The organism is Streptomyces sp. NPDC051207 (assembly GCF_040682395.1).
Taxonomy (GTDB): Bacteria; Actinomycetota; Actinomycetes; order Streptomycetales; family Streptomycetaceae; genus Streptomyces.
The window spans coordinates 25,212-47,611 of sequence record NZ_JBFBAX010000037.1; the positions used below are offsets into that span (position 1 = coordinate 25,212).

The 22,400-nt window shown below is 69.9% G+C and carries 21 protein-coding genes and 10 pseudogenes; 11 read left to right on the forward strand and 20 right to left on the reverse strand.

Features of this window, described 5'->3' with window-relative positions:
• Positions 1-4 precede the first annotated feature (4 nt).
• Positions 5-2,146 (forward strand): CHAT domain-containing protein, encoded by a 2,142-nt coding sequence (locus AB0M97_RS27160; RefSeq protein ID WP_365963605.1) that lies wholly within the window; start codon positions 5-7, stop codon positions 2,144-2,146.
• Positions 2,049-2,372, forward strand: coding sequence for a hypothetical protein (locus AB0M97_RS27165; RefSeq protein WP_365963628.1), 324 nt, complete (start codon positions 2,049-2,051; stop codon positions 2,370-2,372). The genes AB0M97_RS27160 and AB0M97_RS27165 overlap by 98 nt, the downstream gene beginning before the upstream one ends.
• Positions 2,373-2,383: 11 nt before the next feature.
• Here AB0M97_RS27165 and AB0M97_RS27170 read toward each other — a convergent pair whose 3' ends face one another.
• Positions 2,384-2,635, reverse strand: a complete 252-nt coding sequence (locus AB0M97_RS27170) for a hypothetical protein (protein ID WP_365963606.1) — start codon at positions 2,633-2,635, stop codon at positions 2,384-2,386.
• Between the two features lie 279 nt (positions 2,636-2,914).
• On the opposite strand from AB0M97_RS27170, the pseudogene AB0M97_RS27175 reads away from it, so the two are divergent.
• The 3 genes and pseudogenes from AB0M97_RS27175 to AB0M97_RS27185 form a co-directional block, all read left to right on the forward strand.
• Positions 2,915-3,052, forward strand: a pseudogene (locus tag AB0M97_RS27175) (aminopeptidase); the annotation flags it as partial.
• A 48-nt stretch (positions 3,053-3,100) separates the two neighbouring features.
• Complete coding sequence (locus AB0M97_RS27180; RefSeq protein ID WP_365963607.1) at positions 3,101-3,433, forward strand: glyoxalase superfamily protein; 333 nt, start codon at positions 3,101-3,103, stop codon at positions 3,431-3,433.
• 36 nt (positions 3,434-3,469) lie between these two features.
• Positions 3,470-3,842 (forward strand): annotated as a pseudogene (locus AB0M97_RS27185) (helix-turn-helix domain-containing protein); the annotation flags it as partial.
• Positions 3,843-4,023: 181 nt separating this feature from the next.
• Here AB0M97_RS27185 and AB0M97_RS27190 read toward each other — a convergent pair.
• Positions 4,024-4,734, reverse strand: coding sequence for a DUF4386 domain-containing protein (locus AB0M97_RS27190; protein ID WP_365963608.1), 711 nt, complete (start codon positions 4,732-4,734; stop codon positions 4,024-4,026).
• 119 nt (positions 4,735-4,853) lie between these two features.
• On the opposite strand from AB0M97_RS27190, the gene AB0M97_RS27195 reads away from it, so the two are divergent.
• Complete coding sequence (locus AB0M97_RS27195) at positions 4,854-5,537, forward strand: TetR/AcrR family transcriptional regulator C-terminal domain-containing protein (protein WP_365963609.1); 684 nt, start codon at positions 4,854-4,856, stop codon at positions 5,535-5,537.
• A gap of 201 nt (positions 5,538-5,738) precedes the next feature.
• On the opposite strand, the pseudogene AB0M97_RS27200 reads toward AB0M97_RS27195, so the two are convergent.
• From AB0M97_RS27200 to AB0M97_RS27215, 4 genes and pseudogenes are all read right to left on the reverse strand, one after another.
• Positions 5,739-6,065, reverse strand: a pseudogene (locus AB0M97_RS27200) (XRE family transcriptional regulator); the annotation flags it as partial.
• Between the two features lie 492 nt (positions 6,066-6,557).
• Positions 6,558-6,722, reverse strand: a pseudogene (locus AB0M97_RS27205) (pentapeptide repeat-containing protein); the annotation flags it as partial.
• Between the two features lie 74 nt (positions 6,723-6,796).
• Positions 6,797-7,135, reverse strand: a pseudogene (locus tag AB0M97_RS27210) (transposase); the annotation flags it as partial.
• Positions 7,136-7,207: 72 nt separating this feature from the next.
• A complete protein-coding gene (locus AB0M97_RS27215; protein WP_365963610.1) occupies positions 7,208-8,671 on the reverse strand; it encodes an FAD-dependent monooxygenase in 1,464 nt (487 codons plus the stop codon).
• Between the two features lie 169 nt (positions 8,672-8,840).
• Between AB0M97_RS27215 and AB0M97_RS27220 the strand changes: the two genes are divergently transcribed.
• A complete protein-coding gene (locus tag AB0M97_RS27220; protein ID WP_365963611.1) occupies positions 8,841-9,440 on the forward strand; it encodes a TetR family transcriptional regulator in 600 nt (199 codons plus the stop codon).
• Between the two features lie 147 nt (positions 9,441-9,587).
• On the opposite strand, the gene AB0M97_RS27225 is transcribed toward AB0M97_RS27220, so the two are convergent.
• Together AB0M97_RS27225 and AB0M97_RS27230 are read right to left on the reverse strand one after the other, a co-directional pair.
• Positions 9,588-9,884, reverse strand: a complete 297-nt coding sequence (locus AB0M97_RS27225; RefSeq protein ID WP_365963612.1) for a hypothetical protein — start codon at positions 9,882-9,884, stop codon at positions 9,588-9,590.
• A 58-nt stretch (positions 9,885-9,942) separates the two neighbouring features.
• Positions 9,943-10,278, reverse strand: coding sequence for a winged helix-turn-helix domain-containing protein (locus AB0M97_RS27230; protein ID WP_365963613.1), 336 nt, complete (start codon positions 10,276-10,278; stop codon positions 9,943-9,945).
• A gap of 206 nt (positions 10,279-10,484) precedes the next feature.
• Between AB0M97_RS27230 and AB0M97_RS27235 the strand changes: the two genes are divergently transcribed.
• Complete coding sequence (locus AB0M97_RS27235) at positions 10,485-11,474, forward strand: anti-sigma factor antagonist (protein ID WP_365963614.1); 990 nt, start codon at positions 10,485-10,487, stop codon at positions 11,472-11,474.
• A 412-nt stretch (positions 11,475-11,886) separates the two neighbouring features.
• Here the strand turns inward: AB0M97_RS27235 and AB0M97_RS27240 are convergent.
• Positions 11,887-12,298 (reverse strand): annotated as a pseudogene (locus tag AB0M97_RS27240) (ankyrin repeat domain-containing protein).
• On the opposite strand from AB0M97_RS27240, the pseudogene AB0M97_RS27245 reads away from it, so the two are divergent.
• A pseudogene (locus AB0M97_RS27245) lies at positions 12,276-12,410 on the forward strand (IS5/IS1182 family transposase); the annotation flags it as partial. The pseudogenes AB0M97_RS27240 and AB0M97_RS27245 sit on opposite strands and share 23 nt — an antisense overlap.
• A 213-nt stretch (positions 12,411-12,623) precedes the next feature.
• On the opposite strand, the gene AB0M97_RS27250 reads toward AB0M97_RS27245, so the two are convergent.
• From AB0M97_RS27250 to casA, 9 genes and pseudogenes are all read right to left on the reverse strand, one after another.
• On the reverse strand, positions 12,624-13,640 hold the full coding sequence (locus tag AB0M97_RS27250) for a pectate lyase (RefSeq protein ID WP_365963615.1): 1,017 nt from the start codon (positions 13,638-13,640) through the stop codon (positions 12,624-12,626).
• 25 nt (positions 13,641-13,665) lie between these two features.
• Entirely contained in the window at positions 13,666-14,694 is a 1,029-nt protein-coding gene (locus AB0M97_RS27255; RefSeq protein WP_365963616.1) for a pectate lyase, read from the reverse strand.
• Between the two features lie 13 nt (positions 14,695-14,707).
• Positions 14,708-15,706, reverse strand: coding sequence for a right-handed parallel beta-helix repeat-containing protein (locus AB0M97_RS27260; protein ID WP_365963617.1), 999 nt, complete (start codon positions 15,704-15,706; stop codon positions 14,708-14,710).
• 11 nt (positions 15,707-15,717) lie between these two features.
• Complete coding sequence (locus AB0M97_RS27265; RefSeq protein WP_365963618.1) at positions 15,718-16,722, reverse strand: pectate lyase; 1,005 nt, start codon at positions 16,720-16,722, stop codon at positions 15,718-15,720.
• 88 nt (positions 16,723-16,810) lie between these two features.
• A complete protein-coding gene (cas2e, locus tag AB0M97_RS27270) occupies positions 16,811-17,197 on the reverse strand; it encodes a type I-E CRISPR-associated endoribonuclease Cas2e (RefSeq protein WP_365963619.1) in 387 nt (128 codons plus the stop codon).
• A complete protein-coding gene (cas1e, locus tag AB0M97_RS27275; protein WP_365963620.1) occupies positions 17,194-18,162 on the reverse strand; it encodes a type I-E CRISPR-associated endonuclease Cas1e in 969 nt (322 codons plus the stop codon). Before cas1e ends, cas2e begins: the two co-directional genes overlap by 4 nt.
• Positions 18,159-18,935 (reverse strand): type I-E CRISPR-associated protein Cas6/Cse3/CasE, encoded by a 777-nt coding sequence (gene cas6e, locus AB0M97_RS27280; protein WP_365963621.1) that lies wholly within the window; start codon positions 18,933-18,935, stop codon positions 18,159-18,161. Before cas6e ends, cas1e begins: the two co-directional genes overlap by 4 nt.
• Positions 18,935-19,279 carry a hypothetical protein gene (locus tag AB0M97_RS27285; RefSeq protein WP_365963622.1) on the reverse strand — a complete coding sequence of 115 codons (345 nt, stop codon included), beginning with the start codon at positions 19,277-19,279 and terminating at the stop codon, positions 18,935-18,937. Before AB0M97_RS27285 ends, cas6e begins: the two co-directional genes overlap by 1 nt.
• 8 nt (positions 19,280-19,287) lie before the next feature.
• Positions 19,288-19,833: pseudogene (casA, locus tag AB0M97_RS27290) on the reverse strand (type I-E CRISPR-associated protein Cse1/CasA); the annotation flags it as partial.
• A 288-nt stretch (positions 19,834-20,121) separates the two neighbouring features.
• Between casA and AB0M97_RS27295 the strand changes: the two are divergent.
• Positions 20,122-20,928, forward strand: coding sequence for a transposase (locus AB0M97_RS27295; RefSeq protein WP_365963623.1), 807 nt, complete (start codon positions 20,122-20,124; stop codon positions 20,926-20,928).
• Between the two features lie 336 nt (positions 20,929-21,264).
• Positions 21,265-21,461 (forward strand): annotated as a pseudogene (locus AB0M97_RS27300) (IS5/IS1182 family transposase); the annotation flags it as partial.
• 73 nt (positions 21,462-21,534) lie between these two features.
• On the opposite strand, the gene AB0M97_RS27305 reads toward AB0M97_RS27300, so the two are convergent.
• Both AB0M97_RS27305 and AB0M97_RS27310 read right to left on the reverse strand, forming a co-directional pair.
• Positions 21,535-22,053: an adenylate kinase gene (locus AB0M97_RS27305; RefSeq protein WP_365963624.1), complete on the reverse strand. Its 519-nt coding sequence runs from the start codon at positions 22,051-22,053 to the stop codon at positions 21,535-21,537.
• Positions 22,054-22,128: 75 nt separating this feature from the next.
• Positions 22,129-22,299 (reverse strand): annotated as a pseudogene (locus tag AB0M97_RS27310) (HD domain-containing protein); the annotation flags it as partial.
• Positions 22,300-22,400: the final 101 nt, after the last annotated feature.

Sequence of the window (22,400 nt, forward strand, 5' to 3'; positions counted from 1 at the left end):
TGCCATGGCCTACAGCAGTTCGTGGCGTGGTTCGGGGTGGGGAAACGAACGGCCCCAGCAGTCGCGCAAGGTGGGCGCCCACAAGATCGTCGTCGGGTACTCCCAGATCGCGGAGGCATTCAAACTGGGCCTCGCGGCGCAGGTCGCCGCGCTGGCCGGCCGGGACCGGGGCCGGCTCGACATGGCGATCACCCACTTCCGGCGCGCCGTCGTCGCGGCGGCCGGTGACGACCCGCACCGGGGCAAGTACGCCAACGGTCTCGGTGTCGCCCTGCTCGACCGCCATCGGCTCACCGGAGACGTCGGTGATCACGACGAGGCCCTCGACCACCTGGTCGCCGCCTTCGACGCCTCCGCCCCGCAGACGATGGGCCGCGCCCGAGTGCTGCGCAACCTGTTCGACGCCCTGGAGCTGCGGCTGTCGCTGGCCGACGCCCCGCTGACTGACGACCGGCGCGCCCGGCTTCCCTCCCTGGAGTCGCTGCGCCGGGAGAAGAGCCGTACACCGGGGCTCACCGCGATCGAACGGCTGGGCGCCGCGCGCGAGAGCGGCCACACGGCGGTGGCCGAGCAGGGTCTGGCGCAGGGCTGCCCGGATCTGACCTATGCCGTGAGGCTCCTCCCGCTGGTCGTCTGGGGCGGCCGCGACGACGTACGCGAATTCCTCGCGGACTACCGGGGGTTGGCGTCCGAAGCGGCGTCGAGTGCCGTAGCGGCGGGTGATGTCGCCCTCGCGGTGCGCGTGCTGGAGCAGGGCCGTGCCGTGGTGTGGCAGCAGGATCTCGCGAACCGCACGCCTCGCGAGGAACTGCTGAGGCAACTCGTCGCGCAGGGGCCCCGGCCGCACGAGCAGACCGACAAGGCCTCCCGCTCAAAGACGCACACGAAGGCGGGAAGGAGCCGTTCGGGCGGGGCAGCCGATCGCCAGGCGCCGTCGCTGCCGTCGGATCTCGTGGAACGGATGGACCGCGCCTACGCCGCACTCACCCGCCTCGCGCCCGGGGCGGACGCGTCACCGGACAAGGGCGATCCGCGGTTGGACTTCGACCGATGGGGATTCCCGTGGCGGACCGGGGTGTCGGGCCTGGCCGAACTGTCCGACGCCGTGCGGGAATGGGAGTCGCTGAGCCGTACGGCGCGGCGTGGGCTGCCGTACGTCAGCTTCCAGCTCCCGGACTATCAGCGCGACATCCGGCCGGCGGCGTCCGACGGACCTGTCGTCTACCTCAACGTGAGTCCGTGGCGCTGCGACGCCATGATCGTCACCCGGAGCGGCGAGCGCCCCACCCTCGTCCCTCTGCCGGATCTGACCGCTGCCGACGCCGAGCAGCAGGCGCAGCGGTATTTGGCCGCCATGATGAGCGACGGTGACGGGCGGGAGGACGTCGTCCGGGACGTGCTGCACTGGCTGTGGCACACGGTGGCCTCGCCCGTGCTGGCCGCTGTGGCACGGCTTCCCGAACTCGCGTGGGCCACGGCGCAGCCGCATGTGTGGTGGATCCCCACCGGGCCGCTGACGACCCTCCCCCTGCACGCGGCTCTGTCCGCCGACGGTCGCTCGGTCCTCGACCGGGTGACGTCCTCCTACACTCCTACGGTGAGTGCGCTGACGCGGGCCCGCACGGTGCGGCGCGCGTCGGACCTCGACCGGCGCCCCACCCGGCGTCATCTGCTCGTCGCGCCCGCCGCCGGCGAGCTCCCGGCGACCAAACGGACGTTGGCCGGGCTCGCCACGCTGCTGCCCCGCAGGCAACGCACCAGCCTGGTGGGCTCCGAGGCGACCTGGGCAAAGGTCCACGAGGAGCTGCCCCGGCACGCCTGGGCGCACTTCGACTGTCACGCCGTACAGAACTTCGATGAGCCCCTCACGAGCCGTCTCTCGCTGCACGACCGTGATCTGACCGTCGCGGATCTCACCGAACTGCCGGATGGTGCAACGGAGTTCGCATTGCTCGCGGCCTGCACCACGGCGGCGGGGGGGCAGCCTCGTCCGCGACGAGTGGGTCAGCCTGGCCGCCGCCCTGATGTATGCCGAGTACCAGGCCGTCATCGGAACGCTGTGGCCGGTGCCCGACGGACCCACCGCTCGTATCGCACGAGACGTCTACGCCGCACTGATCCCGCCCGCCGAAGAGCCACAGAGTAGCGAGCACAGCGACGCCACGTCGTCGAAGTGCAGGCGGTTCCTGCACCGCCTCCTTCCGTTCACTGCACGCCGGTCGGCGGCGCCGAAACCTCCCTGGTCGTCCAGGACCGTCGACCTCAACGCCTTCGACAGCGCACACGCCCTGCACCGGGCCCTGCTGCGCGAACGGGATCGCCTCCCCGACCACCCGAGCGCCTGGGTGTCGTTCGTGCACTACGGCGTCTGAGATGCCGCGGCTCAACGTTCGCGGCCCACACCGCCGAACATGGCCACTCGTCCGGCTCTTCGACTGGAGACCGCCGACAAGGTCGGCAGCGTCAGCGCGAACCGCTCTGCGGAGATCGTCGCTGAACCGCGGAAACTGGTCGAGACGGCCAGCGGCATCCAGTTCACGATTTCGGCGACCTGCTGCAGGGCCCGGGTGTACTCGTCGTGCTGCTCCTCCAGCCTGAGATCCTCGCTCACCGCATCCATCAGCGAGGGGGCCATGTGTTACTCACGGCTTCGGGAGGAAGCCAGGGCACGGTGGCGTGCGATTTGTCCGTGCGTTTCGGCAGCACCGGATGCGGCGGAGCGCCTCGGGGGCGGCCTGGCGCAGCAGCACGGTGATGCGGTTTCACTCAGCGCTTTGTGAGCCGAGGTGGGCGAGCAGCGAAGGGGTGCCGTCCTCTGCGGCGATTCCCCGGGCGAGTTCGGCCGCGCGGCGGCGGTAGGCCGGCTTGGACAGGCAGGCCGTGATCGCGTCGCTGAGGGCTTCGGCAGTTCATGGTTGACCTGGCGACCCTCGCGCCAAGGGTCTCACGCGGTGCAGGTGGCCGGACAGTCACCTTCACCGCCGCCGACTTTGCCGACGCCTATCGGCTGGTCCTGCTACTTGCGCAGCTCGCCACCATCAAACCTGGCTAGTGCCGCATCAGGCAACGTTCGCCCTGGGCGGTCTCCGACGATGACTCCATGGACGAAGGAGCCATTCCCATTCTTCGCGTCGAGGACGCTGCGGCGGCGGTCGCTTGGTACGAGCGGCTGGGCTTCGCCAAGCAGTGGGAACACCGCTTCGAACCGGGACTTCCCGCGTTCGTCGAGGTCGCCCGGGGCGGGGTGCGGTTGTTCTTGTCGGAGCACAAGGGCGATGCCCGTCCCGACACGTTGGTCTACCTTCGCGTTCGTGATGTCGAGGCGATCGCCTCCGAGTTCGGTGTGCAGGCGAAGGACGCTCCGTGGGCGCGTGAGATTGAGCTGCGCGACCCTGACGGCAACCGGCTGCGGATCGGCACGCCGACGGAATGACCATCGCCGGCAGCAGGCGGCAGGGAAGCTGTGCCGGTGGCTGAGCGAGTACGCGTCTGCGGGATCGATGACGACGAGGGGCAGCGCCTGCTGCGGACATCCGCCGGGACAGCGGGTCGTGGTCACCTGGCGGCGGGCGCAGACGGTGCTGCTGTCCGCGCAGGGCATGCCCGTGGCGAAGATCGCCGAGGTGACGTTCACCAGCGCGGACCGGGTCCGGGATGTGATCCACAACTTCAACGCCGACGGCTTCGACTCCCTCTACCCGAAGTACAAGGACGGCCGGCCCAGGACGTCCACCCTGCCCGAGCGGCACGAGATCAAGAAGATCGCCAAGTCCGGGCCGGCCGAGCACGGTCTCCCATTCTCGACCTGGAACCTGGCCAGGCTGGCCGACTCCCTGGTCGCACCGTCCCGGCGGACGAGTCCGAGGCGCAACCCGGGCAGATCGTTCTTGTCCGTCATGCCTCCGGCGCTGACCACCGTCAGCGGCCGCTGATGCCGTTCGAGCGCGCGTCGGTCGTTGCTTCCCGCAGATCATGACGGTCCCCGCCGGGCAGCGCCGGCGCGTCCACCGGACGGCTCTGTCGTCAAGCTCGGGCCGAGACACCTGCCGGATCAGCCACCTTTCTGTCTGCCCGGGACGCGGCGCCTGAGCCGGGCCCGAACCCCTTGACGATCAGCCACCCGGCCAGCCCCAGCTCCCACGCGAACACCGGGAGTGCGGCGGCCGCCCCCGCCGCGGAGAGCTGCGCGTAGGTCCCGAACATCACGGCGACGGCCGAGGCGCAGATCAGCGGCCCGCCAACCAGGCCGAGCACGGCGATGAAGCGCGGCACGAGCCGTGTGCGGTACGCAAGGTAGGCGAGCAGGACGCTGTTCAGGCCGAGGGCAATGTTGGGTCCGAGCAGGAACGTCCAGTCGTGCACGGCCACCAGCGCGACGTCGGCGCCTGCCGCCGCCTCCGTGTCCCGCCGCAGGGTGACGAGCGCCAGGACGGCGACGATCCCGAGGGCGATGACGGCCGCCTCCAGCAGCCGCCCGAAGGCGTACCCGAGCGCGAGCCCCTCGCCGTGGCGCCGCAGGACGGGGAACAGCGCCGCCCCGGTACCGGCCACCGCCATCACCAGCACCACCTCGCAGAGCACCCCGAGCAGCGCCCGCGTGTCGGCGCCCTGCGCGAGCCGGCCGTCCACCGTTCCGAGCAGGGGGCGGTACAGAACGGCCCCGGCTATCGCGGCGGCCTCGGTCAGCAGGAACAGCGACCCGGTGGCCACCGCGGTTCTTCGGTCCGGACTCATCTTCTCGGTACCTCTCGCTCGGTGGTGGTGTATGCCGTACACCTGGCGGTGAGCATAGGTGTACGTCGTACACTCGTCAAGGAGAGGGCGCTGTCGAGGAGGGAAGGGGCCGAACCGGAATGACCCGGCAGAAAGCCACACACACGCATCGGATCCCCCTGAACAAGGACCGCGTCCTGCGTGCCGCCGTCGCGCTCGCCGACGCCATCGGCATCGACGCGCTCAGCATGCGCAGGCTCGCGCAGGAGCTGGACGTCGTACCGATGGCCCTCTACAAGCACGTGGCCAACAAGGAGGAGCTGCTCGACGGCATGGTCGACACAGTGGTCGGCGAGATCGACCCGCCGGCTGCGGGCCCCGACTGGCAGAGCGCGGTCCGCGGGCGGATCCTCTCGGCCCGGCGGGTCCTGCTGCGCCACCCCTGGGCGGCCCGGGTCATCGAGTCGCGGACCGGCCCCACCCCGGCCGTGATGGCGTATCTGGACTCCATGGCCGGGAGCTTCCGGGACGGCGGCCTCTCCGCCGACCTTACGCACCACGTCATGCACGCGATGGGCAGCCGCCTGCTCGGCTTCAGCCAGGAACTGTTCGACACCTCGCGCCCCTCCGGCCCGCCGAGCCCCGAGCTGGCGGCGCGCTACCCGCACATCGCGGAACTGGCCGCGACGGCCGCACACGACGGGGGCTCCCCGGTCGGTGGCGGCTGCGACGACCAGTTCGAGTTCGAATTCGCCCTCGACCTCCTCCTGGACGGCTTCGAAAGCCTCCGCCGCCAAGGCTGGACGTCCGCACGGAAGGCGTAGCGGGTGCGGAGGGCTGATCTAGCGTCGAAGGGGTAAAGGGCGCCCAGCCGAGCTCAGAACTCGACGGCGATCCCTCGGATGAAGCGGAGCAGGCCCACGCTGGCAGCCGCACAACGAGAGGGCTCGCAACTGTGCGGCGCGGCTGCTACAGCTCGAACTCCAGGTGCCCCACGTCGATGAACTCCACGTCCAGGCCGTGAGCGCGGCGAAACCGAACCGGGCGCGGGTGTCGATGCCCAGGCCGGTGCTGGTGGCGGCCTGACGCCGGGCGCGCTCGCCGGATACGGGGCTGCCAGCGCTCGCGTACGGCGGCCTCCAGGCGCTCGGCAAAATGGGCGCGCGGCCGGCGGATCTGGTCACGCACGTACCGCTCCACCGTGCGCTGCGAGATGCCGAAGGCGTCGGCCACGGCACGAGTGGTCTTCAACCGCTTGACCAGGTAACGCATCTGCGCACCGGCCGACTTGAGGATGGGCCGGGTGAACGCCTGTGCACGGCGCGTTCCAGGCCGTCTCCGACGATACCCACAAGGCTCTCCGTTCATGATCGGCTGTACGGGCCGCTGAGCGGCGATCACGATGGGGCCGGGAAAGTTGCCCGGCACCGGCCGGAACGCACCGCACAGCGGTTTTCGGGGCGGTCAGGGAAACGGTCCTTCAGAACAGTGAGGGCCTCTGAGACGCGGCGGCCGGTGTCTGCGCGCAGTCCGCCATCCAGGGGTTCGCGGCCAGCAGCTCGGTAGGCCCGGCGGGGCGGCGGCAGGGCGGCGCGCGCTGCGCGCGGTCTGGGGCGCGCAGCACCCCAGACAAGTCCTGGCGGCGCGGCGGCCGGGCCCGGGCCCGCCACTCCATGTCGGGGCGGGTTTCCCTGCCGGTGCGCCGGGCCGTCGCGCCCGGCCGGGCTTTCGGCTCCCTGCCTCGGGTGCTGCGCCCTGGTGCGCCGCTTCGGGGCAAGTAGGGCACGTAGCTGAACGGTTCGGTTGAACCGTTCACAGGACTCCGCCGGGGCGGGGTAGTGCAGTCAGCGTTTGATGCGTCCGCGGACGGCGAGGACGGCGAGGGCGAGGAGGACGGGTTCCACGAGGCGTGAGGTCATCTCGATGTAGGTGCCGGCGGTGGTCAGGTCCTGTCCGGAGGAGCGGAACACCACCGAGTTGAGCGTGACGTTCAGGGCCTTCTCGAAGCGTGCGCCATCCGCCACGGCGCAGACACACCGCCCGAACCGCCGCGCCAGCCGCTGATGTGGCCGGAGCGCCCTGCGCCGGCCCGGCCGCGCCGCATCCGGTTGGCTTTCTGGCCCGCTCTCTCCGGGATCACCGCCCGGATGCCCCGGCGCCGCAGCGTCTGGCGGATCGCCCGTGGCGAATACGCCTTGCCGGCGATGACCGCACCGGGCCTGCGCCGCGGCCGACCGACGCCGGTCCGGGGCACTCTCACCGCGTCCAGGACCGCGTCGAAGGCGGTGGAGTCGTTGGCGTTGCCCGGCGTGACGAGGACAGCCAGGGGCAGGCCCCGGCCGTCACAGGCGAGGTGGACCTTGGTGGTCAGCCCGCCGCGGGACCGGCCGAGCGCCTGACGATCCGCCGCGCGTGCCGGATCCCTCAAGCAGGCGGGCCCAGGTCCCGTCCGCCTCCCATCGGGCGAAGCGCCTCACCACGACCCACCACAAGATCAATTATCAGACACGGCCCAGCCCAGATACCGAGCCACCGCCTCCTCGGTCCCCGCCGCGTCCGCACCCTCCGCCGCCCAGGCCACGTATCCGTCGGGCCGTACCAGGAGGGTGGTCCGGCGGTCGCCCGCCCAGCGCTCCACGGTCAGCCACCCCTCACGGACACCGGGGCCCTCGTACGTCCCGGGCGTGATCAGCACGAACCGGCCGCCGCGCAGCGCCTCGTAGAGCCGGCCGTTCTTCAGGGCGACGTCGGGGACGCGGGTGCCAGTGAGGCGGTGGGCGCCGCGGGGGGCGGGGTAGGCGTAACCGATCCCAGTGATCTGACCCAGGACCTTGCGCTGGACGGGCAGGGCCATGTCGACGAACGCGGAGACGAGGGCGCGGGCGGCACGCAGCAGCGGATTCCGCGCGCGGGCTAGCCGGACCAGTCCGCCACTGCTGCGCAGCACCGCCCTGCCGACGGGGTGGCGCTCGGCCTCGTAGCTGTCGAGGAGCCCTTCGGGCGCCCGGCCCTGGACGGCCGCGGCGAGCTTCCAGCTCAGGTTGGCGGCGTCCTGGAGGCCGGTGTTCATGCCCTGCCCGCCGGCCGGGGAGTGGATGTGCGCGGCGTCCCCGGCGAGGAAGACCCGCCCGACCCGGTAGTGCGGTGCCTGGCGCTCGTCACTGTGGAAACGGGAGAGCCAGCGGCCGTCGTGCATGCCGTAGTCGGTGCCCAGGGCACGGCGGGTGATCTCCTTGACCTCGTCGAGGTCGAGCGGGGCGTCGTCGGAGACCTCGTTGCGGCGGTTCCAGCCCATGACCCGGTACCAGCCGTCGCCGAAGGAGGCGATCATCGCGAAGGCGTCACCGCGGCCGTTGACGGTGAGGACGCCCTCGGGCTTCTCGGCCAGCCGGACATCGGCCAGGATCAGCGACTTGATGACGGAGACACCGGGGAAGTCCAGGCCGATCGCCTCCCGCACGGTGCTCCGGTGACCGTCGGCGCCGACGACATAGGCCGCCCGGCGGGTGACGACCGCCCCGTCCGCGCCGCGCACGTCGAGGTCGACCCCCTCGTCGTCCTGCCGCAGCCCCACGACCTCGCTCTCGTACGCGAACTCCACCCCGGCCTCCCGGGCCCGCCGCTCCAGGAGCCGCTCGACCTCGTACTGCGGGGTGATGAGCAGGAACGGGAAACGCGAGGGCAGCCTGCTCAGATCGAGGGAGAGGCGGCGGAAGAGCCGCAGGCCGGTGATGGTGTCGCCGGTGGTGAGGAGTTCGTCGGCGAGGCCGCGGGCGTCGAGCTGCTCCAGGGTACGGGCGTGCACCCCGAAGGCGCGGGAGAGGTTGCTGATCTTGCGCGGCCGCTTCTCGATGAGGGTCACGGTGACGCCGGCTGTGGCGAGGTCACCGGCGAGGAGGAGGCCGGTGGGGCCGGAACCGACGACGATCACGGTGCGGTGGGTGGCGGTGCCGTTCATGGTGGCCTCCTGTTGCCGACGCTTGCTTGCCATCGCCTGTTGCCAACGAGTGTTGGCCAACGATCGTTGACGAAGATAGTGAGGTACCGAGGAAGATGGCAACAGTCGTTGGCATACATCTGTTGGCGAACGCTTGTTGACCTACGCCCGTTGGCCTACATTTGTTGGCATGAACGGCAACGACAGCACCCCCACGGTTCCCGGCTCCGGCGCCCCACGCCGCTCCGACGCCACTCGCGGCGCGATCCTCGCGGCGGCCCGCGAGCGTTTCGCGACCGACGGCTACGAGCGAGCCACCATCCGCGCCATCGCCAAGGACGCGAACATCGATCCGTCGATGGTGATGCGGTACTACCGCAACAAGGAGGGCCTCTTCGCGGCGGCCGTTGCCATCGACCTGCGGCTGCCGGACGTGAGCGGGGCGGACCGCCGGCAGGACGCGGGGCGGATCCTCGTCGAGCACTTCCTCGACATGTGGGAGAACAACGAGGTCCTCACCGCCCTCCTGCGGGTCGGCGTGACCAACCAGGCCGGGGCGGAACGCATGCAGGGCATCCTGCGGGACCAGCTGCTGCCGGTCGCCCGGCAGGTGTGCCCCGACCCCGAGCAGGTCCCGGCACGGGCGGCACTCATGGCGTCGCAGCTGCTGGGGCTGGCGCTCACGCGGTACGTGCTGCGGATGCCGCCGGCGGTGGGGCTGGCGCGGGCGGAGATCGTGGCATGGCTGGCACCGACGATCCAGCGGTACCTGACCGCGCCGACTCCCTGAGGCTTGCCGAGCACTCGTAACCGCCGGGGCCACGTGACCGGTGGGGCGCTGGAAGGCCGCCCAGTACATGAGACCCGCCGGGCGCCGAGAAATCCGGAGCCCCGGAGGCCGGCCGAGCGCCGAGAACCCACCGAGCCCCTGACACGCCTAAGCGACGGCGCGCTCCCGCTTGCCGTCCTGGAGCTTGGCGGCCAGCCGGGCGGCGGCTTCGAAGGTCCGGCGGGTCCGCTCCACCGTGTCGACGCCGGTCCCCGGCTCCAGGAGGCGGCCGTCCTCCGGGCCGGAGTGGAACGGCCGCGGGTGCGACCTCGAGGCGGCGGGCACGGAGACGGTGCGCGGTCGGGTGCGAGAGCCCAGTCGCTCCGCACGGCGCACCGCGTGGACCCGGACCCTCAGCGCGTCGGCGGTGAGGCGGGCCCGCTCGTACGGCGAGGCGGACCGCACCGGCCTGCAGAAAGAGGCAGCAGGCCGGTGCAGCGCCGCTTGTTTGACGGCAGGGGTGCTACTGGGCGGTGGTGGTCATGTCCTCATGTTGCGAGCTGGGACGGGGAGCGTGTCCGGTGGTCGGGCTGGCGAGGACGGCCATGAGCTGGCCGATTACGGTCTCACGCTCCATGGGGTGACGTAGTGGCAGGTCGGGGTGCAAGTGGTAGGAGTTGCGCCGGCCCTGCCGGGTGCGCTCGAGATATCCGGCTTCCACCAGGTCGGTCATGATGCGCTGCGCTGCCCGCTCGGTGATGCCGACACTTTCGGCGACGTCCCGCAGCCGGGCCTCGGGATCGCGTACGACGCACAGCAGCACGTGCGCGTGGTTGGTGAGGAACGTCCAGTCGGGCATGTCCCTCACTCTACCTGACTTACGGGTTTCTAGAATCGCGCTTCACATAACCGGAAACTCATGTCGTGTATTGTCAGTCAGGTAATTACTGTCATGTGACGGTAGGCGACCGAGGCGACCAGGTCGGCATGCCGGTACAAGACACAGGCTCTGGGATCTCGCTGTCCGCCCAAGGGCTGAACGCCGCCCGAGAAGGAGCCACCATCGTGAACAAGGCGGACCACACGGACCCCGCGGACGCGAACAGGTGCGTGCGGGGACTGACCGGCAACCACCACGCCATCTGCGCAGCATTCGATTCATCCATGCTGATCGCCCAGGCACGCACGCTCGCTCGAACGTTCCTTCACCGGCTGGCCGCCCATCACGGGCTGCCCATCACCGCCGACGCCTCCGACACAGTCGAACTCATCGTCAGTGAGCTGGTCACCAACGCCCGTAAGTACGCCCCCGGCCCCTGCCTGCTCACTCTCAAGGCGACCGACAGCCACGTGACGGTCGCGGTCCGGGACGAGCAGTCGGCGCCGCCGGTGATCCACACCGCGAACGCAGGCCGCACCGGGCAGCACGGCCTCGAACTCGTCCTGGCCCTCAGCCAGCACTTCTGCGTCCACCGCAACGCAAAAGGCAAGTACGTCACCGCCACCGTCACACTCGGAGACACCTCAAGGCCGGCACGGCACGCCCCCACGTACAGCCGGCAGGCCGCGCCCCCCGGGCTCGCAGACCTCACCAGCCCACTGATGCCCAGCGGCCGGTCAGCCGGATCAGCGAGCGGTGCCTCCATCCAAATCAACGGATCGGGCCGCTGTGTGGTGGCCCGCATCACCGGCGCAATGGATCACCAGTCTCAAACCTGGCTGGTGCATTGCATCTCCCAGCTGATCACCGACAGCAACCGACCCGTCATCCTGGACCTGACGGACGTGTCGTTCTGTGACTCAGTGGGCCTCAGCATTCTTCTTCGAACCAGCCGCGACGCTGCCGAGCGCGGCACAGCACTGGCTCTGGCGCACGTCCCCGCCGTCCTCAGCCAACGCCTCACGATGACAGGCGCCGACCAGGTCCTGCACGTCCACGACACCGTCGCCCAAGCCGAGACCGCCTCCCTGAGGACCGACGCAGAAGCACAGCGGAGCGCTCCCCAATCATCATCGTCCGGCAGCGAGACTCAGCTTCCGGCAGGGCCGGGGTGATCGCCTCCTCCTTGATCCCGGCCGCGTGGGCTTCACGCTGTCAATCGGCTTCTCGGGGGTGGGCGGCGCCCTGCTTGGCCGGCTCGCCGGGGCCAGCCATCCCCGCGGCGATCACACCCAGCACCGCGGTGACGAACCGCCGCCCATACCGGCAGCGGCGTCGCTAGCGCGGCGATCCCGGTGGCCATCAGCGCCTGTCACGTCAAAAGGCTCACGCCTCCGGTACCGCCGAACAGGCCGCCGCCCTTGCCGTAGCGCTTGCCCTCCTCCTTCATCTCCGCCTGGCGCCAGCCCAACCGGAAGGGCGCCGTGCTCGCGCCCGGGGACGCCGTACGACGTGCGCAAGCTCGCCCATCCGGGACTAAGGCGTGTATCGAAAGTGGATCACGGGACTTGGTACTCCCAGACAGGGTCAAGTAGCTCGGTTGTGTGGTCGGGCGCCTGCGGCGATAAGCATGGCGATCGTTTCGGGACAGGGCCCGGTCATCGCCCATTCAAGTGGTGAACGGCCCATGCCGTGGTCTTCGCGGAGATTCGGGTCGGCGCCGTGGGCGAGGAGTGCACGCACCGTCTCGGTATGGCCCCAGGATGCGGCCGCGCACAGGGGCGTGTTCCGCACCGCTTCCGCTCTCGGTGTCTGGCAAGGCCCCGGTTGCCAGCAGACACAGGACGTTGTCGGCGGCTCCGGTGACTGATGCCGCGTAGAAAGGCGTGGTGCCCTCGGTGTTGCTGGCCTCCGGGCAGGCCCCGGCTCGCAGCAGAGCGTTGATCCAGGTGCTGTCGCCGAAAGTCGCCGCCTTCCGCGCACTCGTCGAGCAGGCCATGGCCACCCTCAGGTCCTGGCGGCTCCTTCGCAAGCTCCGCTGCTCGACCACCCGGATCACCAGCCTCGTCCAGGCCGTCCTCACCCTGCATCTGACCAGCTCGGACCGATGATGGAAAAGCCTCACTGTCTCCGCCGGGATCTCGCCCGGCCCGCTCGGCTGCATCGACACCCGCTCCCACCCCATACGACAAGTCGGCCTTCAAGGCCACAACCGGGTCTTGAAGGCCGACGTCACGCGCGCCCCCGAATTCGCCAACAGCGTCGGCGGGAGCCGGACGAGGCGTGACGGCCGGGGAGGCCGGGCCGTAGGCGTGGGGCCCGGGTTACAGCCCGATGGTGCCAGGGCCCGCGCCGCGCATGACGGCGTCCTTGACCGACTGCGGGTTGTCGACCGTGTAGTCGTAGTAGTCGGCCGGGTCCTCGACGCTTCCGCCGGTCACGGGTTCGCCGGTGTCGCCGACGAAGACGTTGTTGCGCTCGACGATCGCGCCGTCGGGGCCCGAGTAGCTGTTGGTCATGGGCTCCTCGACGTCCTCGAAGTAGTTGCCCTCGATGAAGCAGCCGGAGTCCGCGTTGCAGGCCGGGCCGGTGTCGCTGTTGTCGAAGAAGTAGTTGTTGTAGATGTGCACCGGGTCGCCGAAGCGGGTGCGCGGGTTGCGCTGCGGGGTGCGGTCGTACCAGTTGTGGTGGTACGTCACCTTCAGTCGGCCGGTGTCCTGGGCGCCGTTGCTGTCGGAGTGGCCCAGCAGCATGTTCTTGGTGTGGTGGTGGGTGTGGTTCCAGGAGACCGTGATGTAGCTGGAGCCGCGCTTGATGTCGAGCAGTCCGTCGTATCCGGCGGACAGGTCGTTGTGGTCGATCCAGACGTGGTGGGAGAACATCTGGATGTTGATCGAGTCGTCGCTGGCGTCGCGGAACGTCAGGTTGCGCACGATCACGTTGTGCACGGCGTTCGCGGGCGGCGAGGTGACGCTGCTCGCGGGGAGGCCGATGTTGAGGCCGCCGCCGGTGATCCCGGAGTTCGCGCCGACGCCGACGATCGTCTTGTCGGAGGTGACGTCGTACATCCCGTCGGGCAGGGTGATCATGCCGTTGACGCGGACGATCCTGGGCCCGGTCGTCTTGATGGCGGCGATCAGGGCATCGGCGGTGGAGACGGTCACGGTGGGCCCGCCCGCGCCGCCGGTGGTGCCGTTCTGGCCCCAGGCGTTGACGCTCGCGAAGCCGGTGGGGGCCGACTCGGCGAGGGCGGCCGCGGGGGCCTCGGGGGCGGCCGGGGCCGCCGCGGTGGCGGCCAGGGTGGCCAGCGCCGCGAGGACCAGGGTGCCTTTGCGGTGCATTTGCGACTCCTTCGGGTGGGAGGGCTCAGATCCGGCCGGTGCCGACGTCGGCGGCGACGATGCCGGGGACGCTCGACGCGGCGTCGAGGGTGTACGCGTAGTAGGTGCGCGGCTCGACGACGGTGCCGAGGGTCTCGGGCGCGCCGGAGTTGACGTACACGTTGTTCCGCTCGACGACCCGGCCGGGGCCGCTGTCGTCGTACCCCGAGTAGATGGGGTGGGGCACGTTCTCGAAGTAGTTGCCCTCCACCAGCACGCCCGCGTTCTCGGTGGAGGCCACTCCGTAGAGCCGGTTGTTGCGGTAGTGGTTGTTGTAGACGTGCACGGGCTCGGCGAAGCGGACACGGGGGTGGCGCTGGTCGGTGCCGTCGAAGAAGTTGTGGTGGTAGGTGACGCGCAGCTTGCCCCGGTCGGCGGTGTAGCTGTCGTTGTGGCCGAGCAGGCAGGTCTTGCTGTGGTTGTGGAAGCGGTTCCAGGAGATCGTGACGTAGTCAGACTCGCGCTTGACGTCGAGGAGTCCGTCGTAGCCCTGCGAGAAGTCGCAGTGGTCGATCCACACGTGGTGGGCGCGGTTGGTGACGCTGACGGAGTCGTCCGAGGCGTGGGTGAAGCGGATGTTGCGGATGATGACGTTGTTGCCGGGGCGGGTGGTGGAGCCGAGCTGGAGCCCGCCGCCGGTGATCTCCGCCGTGGAGCCGACGCCCAGGATCGACTTGTGGGCGACGACGGTGAGCATGCCGTCGATCTCGATGCGGCCGGAGACCAGGAGGACGTACGGGGAGTTGCGGTTGACGTAGTCGGCGAGCTGGGCGCTGGTGGTGACGGTGACGGTGGGCCCGGCGACGCCGCCCGTGGTGGTCGTGAGGCCGAGCGCGGGAACGCTCGCGAAGCCGTCGGCGCTCTGCGCGGCCAGGGCGGCGAGCCGCTGCGGGGTGGGCGCGGCAGCGGGGGCGGCGAACGCTCTGGTGGCGGCCGTGCCCGAGGCCAGCAGGGCGGCGGAGGCGGCGGTGGTCGCGAGCAGGCCGCGACGGGACAGCGGGGGTGTGTCCGGCATGGGCGGGTCTCCTTCAGATCCGGCCGACGCCGGCACCGGCGGCGACCAGGGCGGGGACGGTGGCGGGGGCGTCGAGGGTGTACGCGTAGAAGGTGCGCGGCTCGGTGACGGTGCCGAATCGCTCGGGGGCGCCGCAGTTCACGTAGACGTTGGCGCGCTCGACCACCCGGCCGGGGCCGCTCTCGTCGTAGCCCGAGTAGATCGGGTGGGGCACGTTCTCGAAGTGGTTGCCCTCCACCAGCACGCCCGCGCCCTCGGTGGACGCCACCCCGTAGAGGGTGTTGTTCCGGAAGTGGTTGTTGTAGACGTGCACGGGCTCGCCGAAGCGCACGCGCGGGTGGCGCTGGGCCGTGCCGTCGAACAGGTTGTGGTGGATGCTGACCCGCAGCCGGCCCCGGTCCTGGGAGCCGTTGGCGTCCGAGTGGCCGAGCAGCATGGTCTTGCTGTGGTCGTGGAAGCGGTTCCAGGAGACGGTGACGCAGTCCGCGCCGCGCACGATGTCGATGAGGCCGTCGGCGCCGGAGCTGAAGTCGCAGTGGTCGATCCAGATGTGGTGCGAGGACTGCTGGATGCTCAGCGAGTCGTCGTCGGCGTGCGTGAAGCGCAGGTTGCGGATGATCACGTTGTGGCGGCGGTACATGTCGAGTCCGCCGCCGGTGATCTCCGCGTCGTCGCCGATGCCGACGACCGTCTTGTTCGAGCGCAGTCCCTGCTTGCTGGTGATCTCCATGGCGCCGGAGACCTGGATGACGTACGGCCCCTCGCGGTCGCAGTAGTCGAGGAACGTCTCGGCGTCGGTGACGGTGACCACCGGGCCGCCCGCGCCGCCGGTGGTGCCGGACAGACCGTGCGCGGCGATGGAGGCGAAGCCGTCGGCGCGCTGCGTGGCGGACGGGGCGTACCCGCCGGGGCGGGCGGCGGCCCGCGCGGGGGCGCCGCCCGCCAGCAGGGCGGCGGAGGCACCCGCCGACGCGAGCACGGCGCGGCGGGTGGGCCGGGGACGGGAGGTCATGGCCGGCCCCCTCAGATCTTTCCGGCGCCGGCGCCGGCCGGGACGACGGTCGGCACCTCGGCGGCCCGGTGGAGGGTGTACGCGTAGTACGTGCGCGGCTCGGTCACCGAACCCCTGGTCTCGATCGCGTGGTTGCAGTCGACGAGGATGTTGTCGCGCGCGACGAGACGGCCGAGGTCACCGCTGAAGTCCACCCGCGCGGGGTTGTTGACGCTGAAGAAGTAGTTGCCCTCCAGCACCACCCCAGCGTCCATGGTGGAGGCCACGCCGTAGCTGTTGTCGCGGTAGTAGTTGTTGTAGACGTGCACCGGATCGCCGAAGCGGATGCGCGGATTGCGCTGGTCGGAGGCGTCGAAGTAGTTGTGGTGGTACGTGACGCGCAGCCGGCCCCGGTCCTGGGCGGCGTTGTCGTCGTCGTGGCCGAGCAGCAGCGTCTTGTCGTGGTCGTGGAAGCGGTTCCAGGAGACGGTGACGTAATCGGAGCCGCGCTTGATGTCGACGGCGCCGTCGTCGCCGTTGGAGAAGTCGTTGTGGTCGATCCAGATGTGGTGGGAGAACATCTGGATGTTGATCAGGTCGTCGCTGGCGCCGTCGAACCGCAGGTTGCGGATGATGATGTTGTGCACGGCGTTCGCGGGCGGTGAGGTGACGGAGTCGCTCGCCGGGAGGCCGATGTGCAGTCCACCGCCGGTGATGCGGGCGCTGCCGCCGAGCCCGACGATCGTCTTGTCGGAGGCCACCGGGTGCATGCCGTCGGTGGAGCCGGTCGGCAGCGTGATCGTGCCGCTGACCTGCACGGTCAGCGGTCCGGGGCGGGAGATGTAGTCCAGGAACTGGGCCGTGGTGGTGGCGGTGACGACGGGACCGCCCGCGCCGCCGGTGGTGCCGTTCTGCCCGAGCGTGTTGACGGAGGCGAAGCCGTCGGCGGTGGCGGCAGTGCTCTGTGGGGCCGCGGCGGCGGTGGGCGCGGGGCCCACCAGCGTCAGCTCACCGTCCCAAGGCTGGTGGCGAGCCAAAAGTCCTGCCGCCGGGGCCCCGCCGGCTGAGGGGCCCCGGACCGAACCAACGCGGCTAAGAAGTCATCGGGAAGGTCCTGCTGGCCACCTACCACGCGGCCAGGGGACGCGAGGCAGAGCGCCAACTGTGGGACTCCCCGGCTCGGGGCGGGACCATCCCCGCCGGTGCGGGGAGCAGCTCGGTGACGGAAGCGGACGAGTTGAGGTGAGGGCGGCGGATCAGTGTGACGCCCTCGTGGTCGATCGGATGCCAGGCGTGGTCGTACGTGCGGAAGGTGAAACCCTGTTCGTTGTTCGTGGTGTGGGCCAGCAGGGCGCGGCCCTGGCCTGCGTACTGCTGGACTTCTTCCCAGAGCAGGTCGCGAATGCGGGCTGAGGGGTTGCCCACGAACACACCTGCGGAGATCTCCAGCAGCCAGCGTGTGAGGAAGCCGCGCAGGCCGGCAGGGCAGTTGGTGAGGACGATGACGGTCACCAGAGCATGTCCCCGTAGTCGTCGGGCCCGTCGTAGTTGATGCCGGAGGCGACCTGGCGGTTGCCGTCGCTTTGGAGCGTGACCACGTCGCGGTCGCTGCCGGGGTCGGTGGAGCCGGCCGTCTCCGGGAGGAGGAGGCGTTTGATGTCGTCGACGCAACGGTTCAGTAGTGAGGTTTCGTTGATGCGGTCCCGCAGTGCGCGTCGGGTGCGGGGGCTCACGTCCACCTCGTCTTGTGCGGCCACGTCGAAGGCGAGGGGAATGCCGATCTCTCTTTTGTAGAGGTCGGCGATGTCCAGCACGAAGGACAGCTCGTGGCCGGAGTGGACGAAGCCGAGGGCCGGGCTGCATCCCAGGGAGGTGACGACGGCGTGGGCGATGCCGTACATGCATTGCGCGGCGGCGGTGATGGCCTGGTTGACGGCGTCACCGCTGGTGAAGTCGCCGGGAAGGTAGCGGCGGCCTTTCCAGGGGACGCCGGTGCGGGCGGCTTGGGCGCGGTAGCAGTCTTTGACCCGTTTTCCCTCCCGGCCCAGGAGTTCGTGCCCGGTGAAGCCGTCGGGGTCCTCGTCCGAGAAGCGCAGGCGATACATCGTGCGGGCCACGGCGAGGCGGCTGCGCGGGTTGGCCCATTGCCGGGCCTGGGCCTCCATGAGGGCGGAGGAGCGGCTGAGAGCGCGGCCGGACGCGTAGTAGCGCACACCGTGCTCACCGACCCAGCAGAACGCCGCACCGGTCTCGCCCAGCACACTCATGGCCTGGTGAGTGACGCGTGTTCCCGGGCCGAGGAGGAGGGTGCCGATGGTCGCTGACGGGATGTGGGTGGTGCCTTCCGCGTCCTGGGCCGTGATGGCGTTGGCGTCACGGTGGACCGTGCAGCGTTCCAGGTAGACGAAGGAGAGGCGTTCGTCGATGCGGGTGAGCTGCCTGGGGGTGAGTGCCGGACGCCGGGAGACCGTGCTCATGGTGTCCGTTGCGCGACGGGTGCCAGGGTGAGCAGGCCACATCCGTACGCCCGGGCCCGGCCGATGCCCTGGGTGAGGGCGCGGCGCAAGGCGTCGGGGTCGGTGACTTCCAGTCGTCCTTCGAAGGTGACGGTGACGACGGTGACCGGTTTGTCCCAACTGTTGGCGGCGCGGGACTTGGTGAAGGACAGGGACCGTGTGTCGCGTACGGCCAGTTCGTAGCGGTCACCCGGGTGAGGGCGTTTCTGGTGGGTGGTGCCATGCGGCAGGAGTCGGCGGTCGGCCGGTTTCTCGCAGATGCGGAAGCCGAGGCGTTCTTGGCGTTTGTCGTCGAGCAGCCAGTCCATCTGGTGAATGGGCGTGAGAGGGGCGGTGAGTTTGCGGGGTTCGCCGTCCTTGCGGCGGATGGTGTGCACGGGGTTCGCGGTCAGGCGGAACGCCCAGTGGTCACCTGCGGTGAGTCGGTCGAGGAGCGGGGTGTAGGACCGGGTCAGCCAGCCGGGGTTCTCTGGGTCGGCGAGGGCGGGCCATCCGGCCTGCTCGACCAGGTGTGTCAGGTCGGGGCGGCCGGGGCTGACGATGTGGAGCAATATCTCGGCGCGGGCGTGCTGGTCCAGTCGCCACAGCACTCGTGGTGTGCCCGGTGCCGGGCTGTCGGAGGGCCGGATGTCGGGGAACGAGGACATGACGGCCGCGTGCATGGCCTGGGGGGAGGACAGGAGGCGCCGGGCACCGGGCCGGGCGGTGTTGACCCGGAAGCGGGACAGGAACATCAGGTGCTCTCCTGCTCAAGGACATCGAGGGCGGCGAACGGGTCGTGCACGTCGGGCGGGTCGGCGCCGCCGGACGCCGGGATCGGAGTGGGCACGGGCAGGGTGACGACGGTGCGCAGCGCGTGCCTGCGGTGTGCGGCGTCGAAGCTGACCGGCTGGTCGCGCAGGACGTCCGCCGTTTCGGCGGATTCGCCGGCGGCCGTCTCGCGCAGCACGGCCAGGGTCTGCGGGGTCCGGTGGCGCCTGCGGTACCAGGGGGAGGCCTGCCACGGCACGGTCAGCAGGACGTCTTCCAGGCGGGCGTCTTCGTACAGGCCGAGGTCGACGGTTGGGACGGCGGGCATGAGCCGGCCATGCCCGTCTTGATGCCGGAGGTGTCATAGGCGTGGACATGGACGACCCATCGGGCAGCCTCGGCGAACGACAACCGCTCCACGTCCGGCATACGTGCGCTGAAGAACGGCTGTCCCGCAGGCACGTCGGCCACGATCCGATTGAGGGAGAACACCTCGTCCTTCGCCGTGCGGAGCCCGGCAGTCTGGAAGAACGGCGTGTGCGGATGCAGCAGGTCGAACCGCTCGCGGTGCTCCTCCAGGTACCCCTGGACGGGGGCGAAGCAGTCGGGGTCCTCCCACAGCTCCGACCACTCCTCGATGCCGGCGGGACCCTCCAGGGCGTCGTGCGCGACGGCCAGCAGGAAACGTACCAAGGCGAACTCCTGCGTGGCCAGATCACCCACGACGCGCCGTAACCCGTGCGCTTGAGCGAAGACCTGGTTGAGCGACAGCTCACCCTCCAAGCCGTCGCACCGCAGCACTGAGATCCACGGCCGGCTGGTCAGATCGAAAGAAGGCCTCTCCCCCGCACAGGCATCAGGGCACTCAGTTGTCTGCGTCATGGGTCACCTCAAGGCCGTCTTCGGGGCTGTACCGGAGCGCGAATCCTGCCATCCGGGTCTGGCAGTGAGGATGTACTCGGCATCCCTCGAGGGCCTGACTCTGGGTCTGACTGACGTTTTGGCTGTCCGTGGATTGAATCGTCGGCCTTCGAGGGATGCCACCGCGTGTGCTCGCGGGTGTCCGTGACCTCATAGGAGCTTGGCCACCAGCCTCATCACTGTCTTGTCCGTCGGCCCGGGCAGTACGCGTGTTCACACGCCTCAGACGGAAGGACGGCGGAGCCGAGCATGACGGCGCCCGAGATAGCGGTGATCGGCGGAATCGACACGCACACGGACATCCATCAAGCCGCAGTGATCGACTCGATCGGCCGTCACCTGGACATGCAGCCGTTCGAAACGAACTCGGCCGGCCACGAACAGCTGCTGGCCTGGCTGCGTGCCCAGCGTGACGTCATCGCGGTCGGGATGGAGGGCACTGGAGCCTACGGCGCCGAACTCGCCCGGTTCCTTACCGCGAACGGCATCACGGTCGTCGAGGTCGACCGGCCGGACCGAAAGGCCAGGTGGGCCCATGGCAAGTCCGATCCGATCGATGCCTATGCGGCGGCCACCGCGGTCCTGTCCGGTCGCGCGAGCGGAACTCCGAAGAGCCGGGACGGGATCGTGGAAGCGATTCGCGCGCTGTGGGCGGCCCTCGCGGACGGTCGGGTCCCGGCGAACGTGTGCGTGGACGCGTGTATGACGCTGCGCAACGCCTACGGCCAGCTCGGTGTCCAGGCTGAGCTGCTGGCGGTCGATCTGGCCGTTGAGCACGAGAACGGTGGCGGCACCCGCTACGGCTCACTCACCCCGAGTTGGACCGGAACATCATGGAGCGGGCACTGCGTGCTGGTGTTGCCCGGCTCCGAACGGTTCGTGGATGCCACCGTGGAGCAGTTCGACGAGGTCCGCGAGGTCGGTGCCGGGCCGATGATCGGCAAGGTGGCCCTGTCGACCCATGACAACGGCTCGCTGGTGGAACCAGGAGCACAGGTGATGCTGCAGCGGGCGACCTGGTGCGTGTGTACATTATTGCCGGGCCCGACGCGGTGACTTCCATCGTGGAACACCCGGAGGTGGTGGCCCACGCCGCCGATCACCACCGCACCGGCGTGAACGTCGCTTCCTTCACCTTGGTCGCCCTGCGTGGCGAGGGTGTGCGCGGCCGCGCGATGCAGGCCCCCCACCCGCGCGTCTACGTGCTCTGCTGCGCGCTGTCGGGGATGCCCCGTACGAGGCCGACGAGGCCGGGGACGTGAAGTTCTTCCTGGCCGACCAGACCGGCCGGGAGCGGTGGCTGCGGCTGGACGAAATCCCACTACCGTCGAGCGTCCCCGCCGCCTGGCCGCGCTCGTAGAGGACGATCCGCACTCGATGGCTCCGTCCGCAAGCATCACCCCGTGCATTGCCCGCAAGGGCGTCGAGTTCTCCCAGCGGTTGGGCCGGCATCGATGGACCGTGGAGCGAACGGTGGTCTGGCCGGCTGCCGCCGTCTGAATCGTCGCTACGAGCGCAAGGCGGAGCTTTTCCTGGTCTTCGCTGGCATCGCCGCAACCTTCATTTGCTACTGCCGACTCGCTGGATGACGCTCGAAATCGGAGCCATTCGGGCGGAATGCTCAGCGCGTTGAGGAAGCAGATCCCAGCTGCAGCTCGCCGGTCAGAGGGATGTCAGCCAGGCCGCGGTGTCGTTGGGGTGGTCGAAGCGGAGAGTGTCGAGATGGGCGAAACGGGGGTCGCGGACACGGCGCCCGACTTCGTGGCGGCGGGTCCCGTGTTGGGACCAGGCCCACCAGGCCGGGTGTTCCCGGCTCAGCCAGCCCGTCCAGGTTTCCCTGTTGCCGCCGAAGAGGATCTCGCGTGTGACGGTGCGCCGGAAGGACCGGCGCAGGACGCGAGGTATGATGACGCGTTTGGGGTAGTCCAGCCAAATCACGGTGTCGGCCCGGTCCCACAGCAGGTCACGGACTTCCGGATAGCCGGGAGAGTCTATGACCCAGCAAGGCTTGGCGGTGAGCCTTGATACGTCTTCGGTCAAGTTGTTATTGATGGCCCAGTTGGGGCCGGTGAAATACAGCGCGTCCATCTCGTGGTAGGGCAGGCCCAGACGACGGCTCAAGGTACGGGCGAGCGTGGTTTTGCCTGCACCGGTGACACCCACCACCAAGATTCGTTCCACGGGGGCACCCTATCCCGGCGCCCTGGCAGGGACGCTCCCGCGCTCCTCACCCGCGCGGCACCGGTGGGTACCCAGGGCGAGCTGGTCGGTCTGGCAGGCGAACGCGGGGGTGGCCTTGCCGATGTCGTGTACGTCGGCAAGCCATACAGCGAGAGCGCGTGCGTCGGACTCCCTTTGCGGCAGTGACTCGGCCATCAGCTTCCGTGCTTCTGCGGGAAGCCACCGGTCCCACAACAGGCCGGCCACCGCGACTGTCTAGGACGGCCTCGTTTGGCCCCGGGGGAACGGGTGCGGTTGGACCAGGGTGAGGAACGGATTGTTTTGGCCCCACCTGGGAGTCGGTGGGG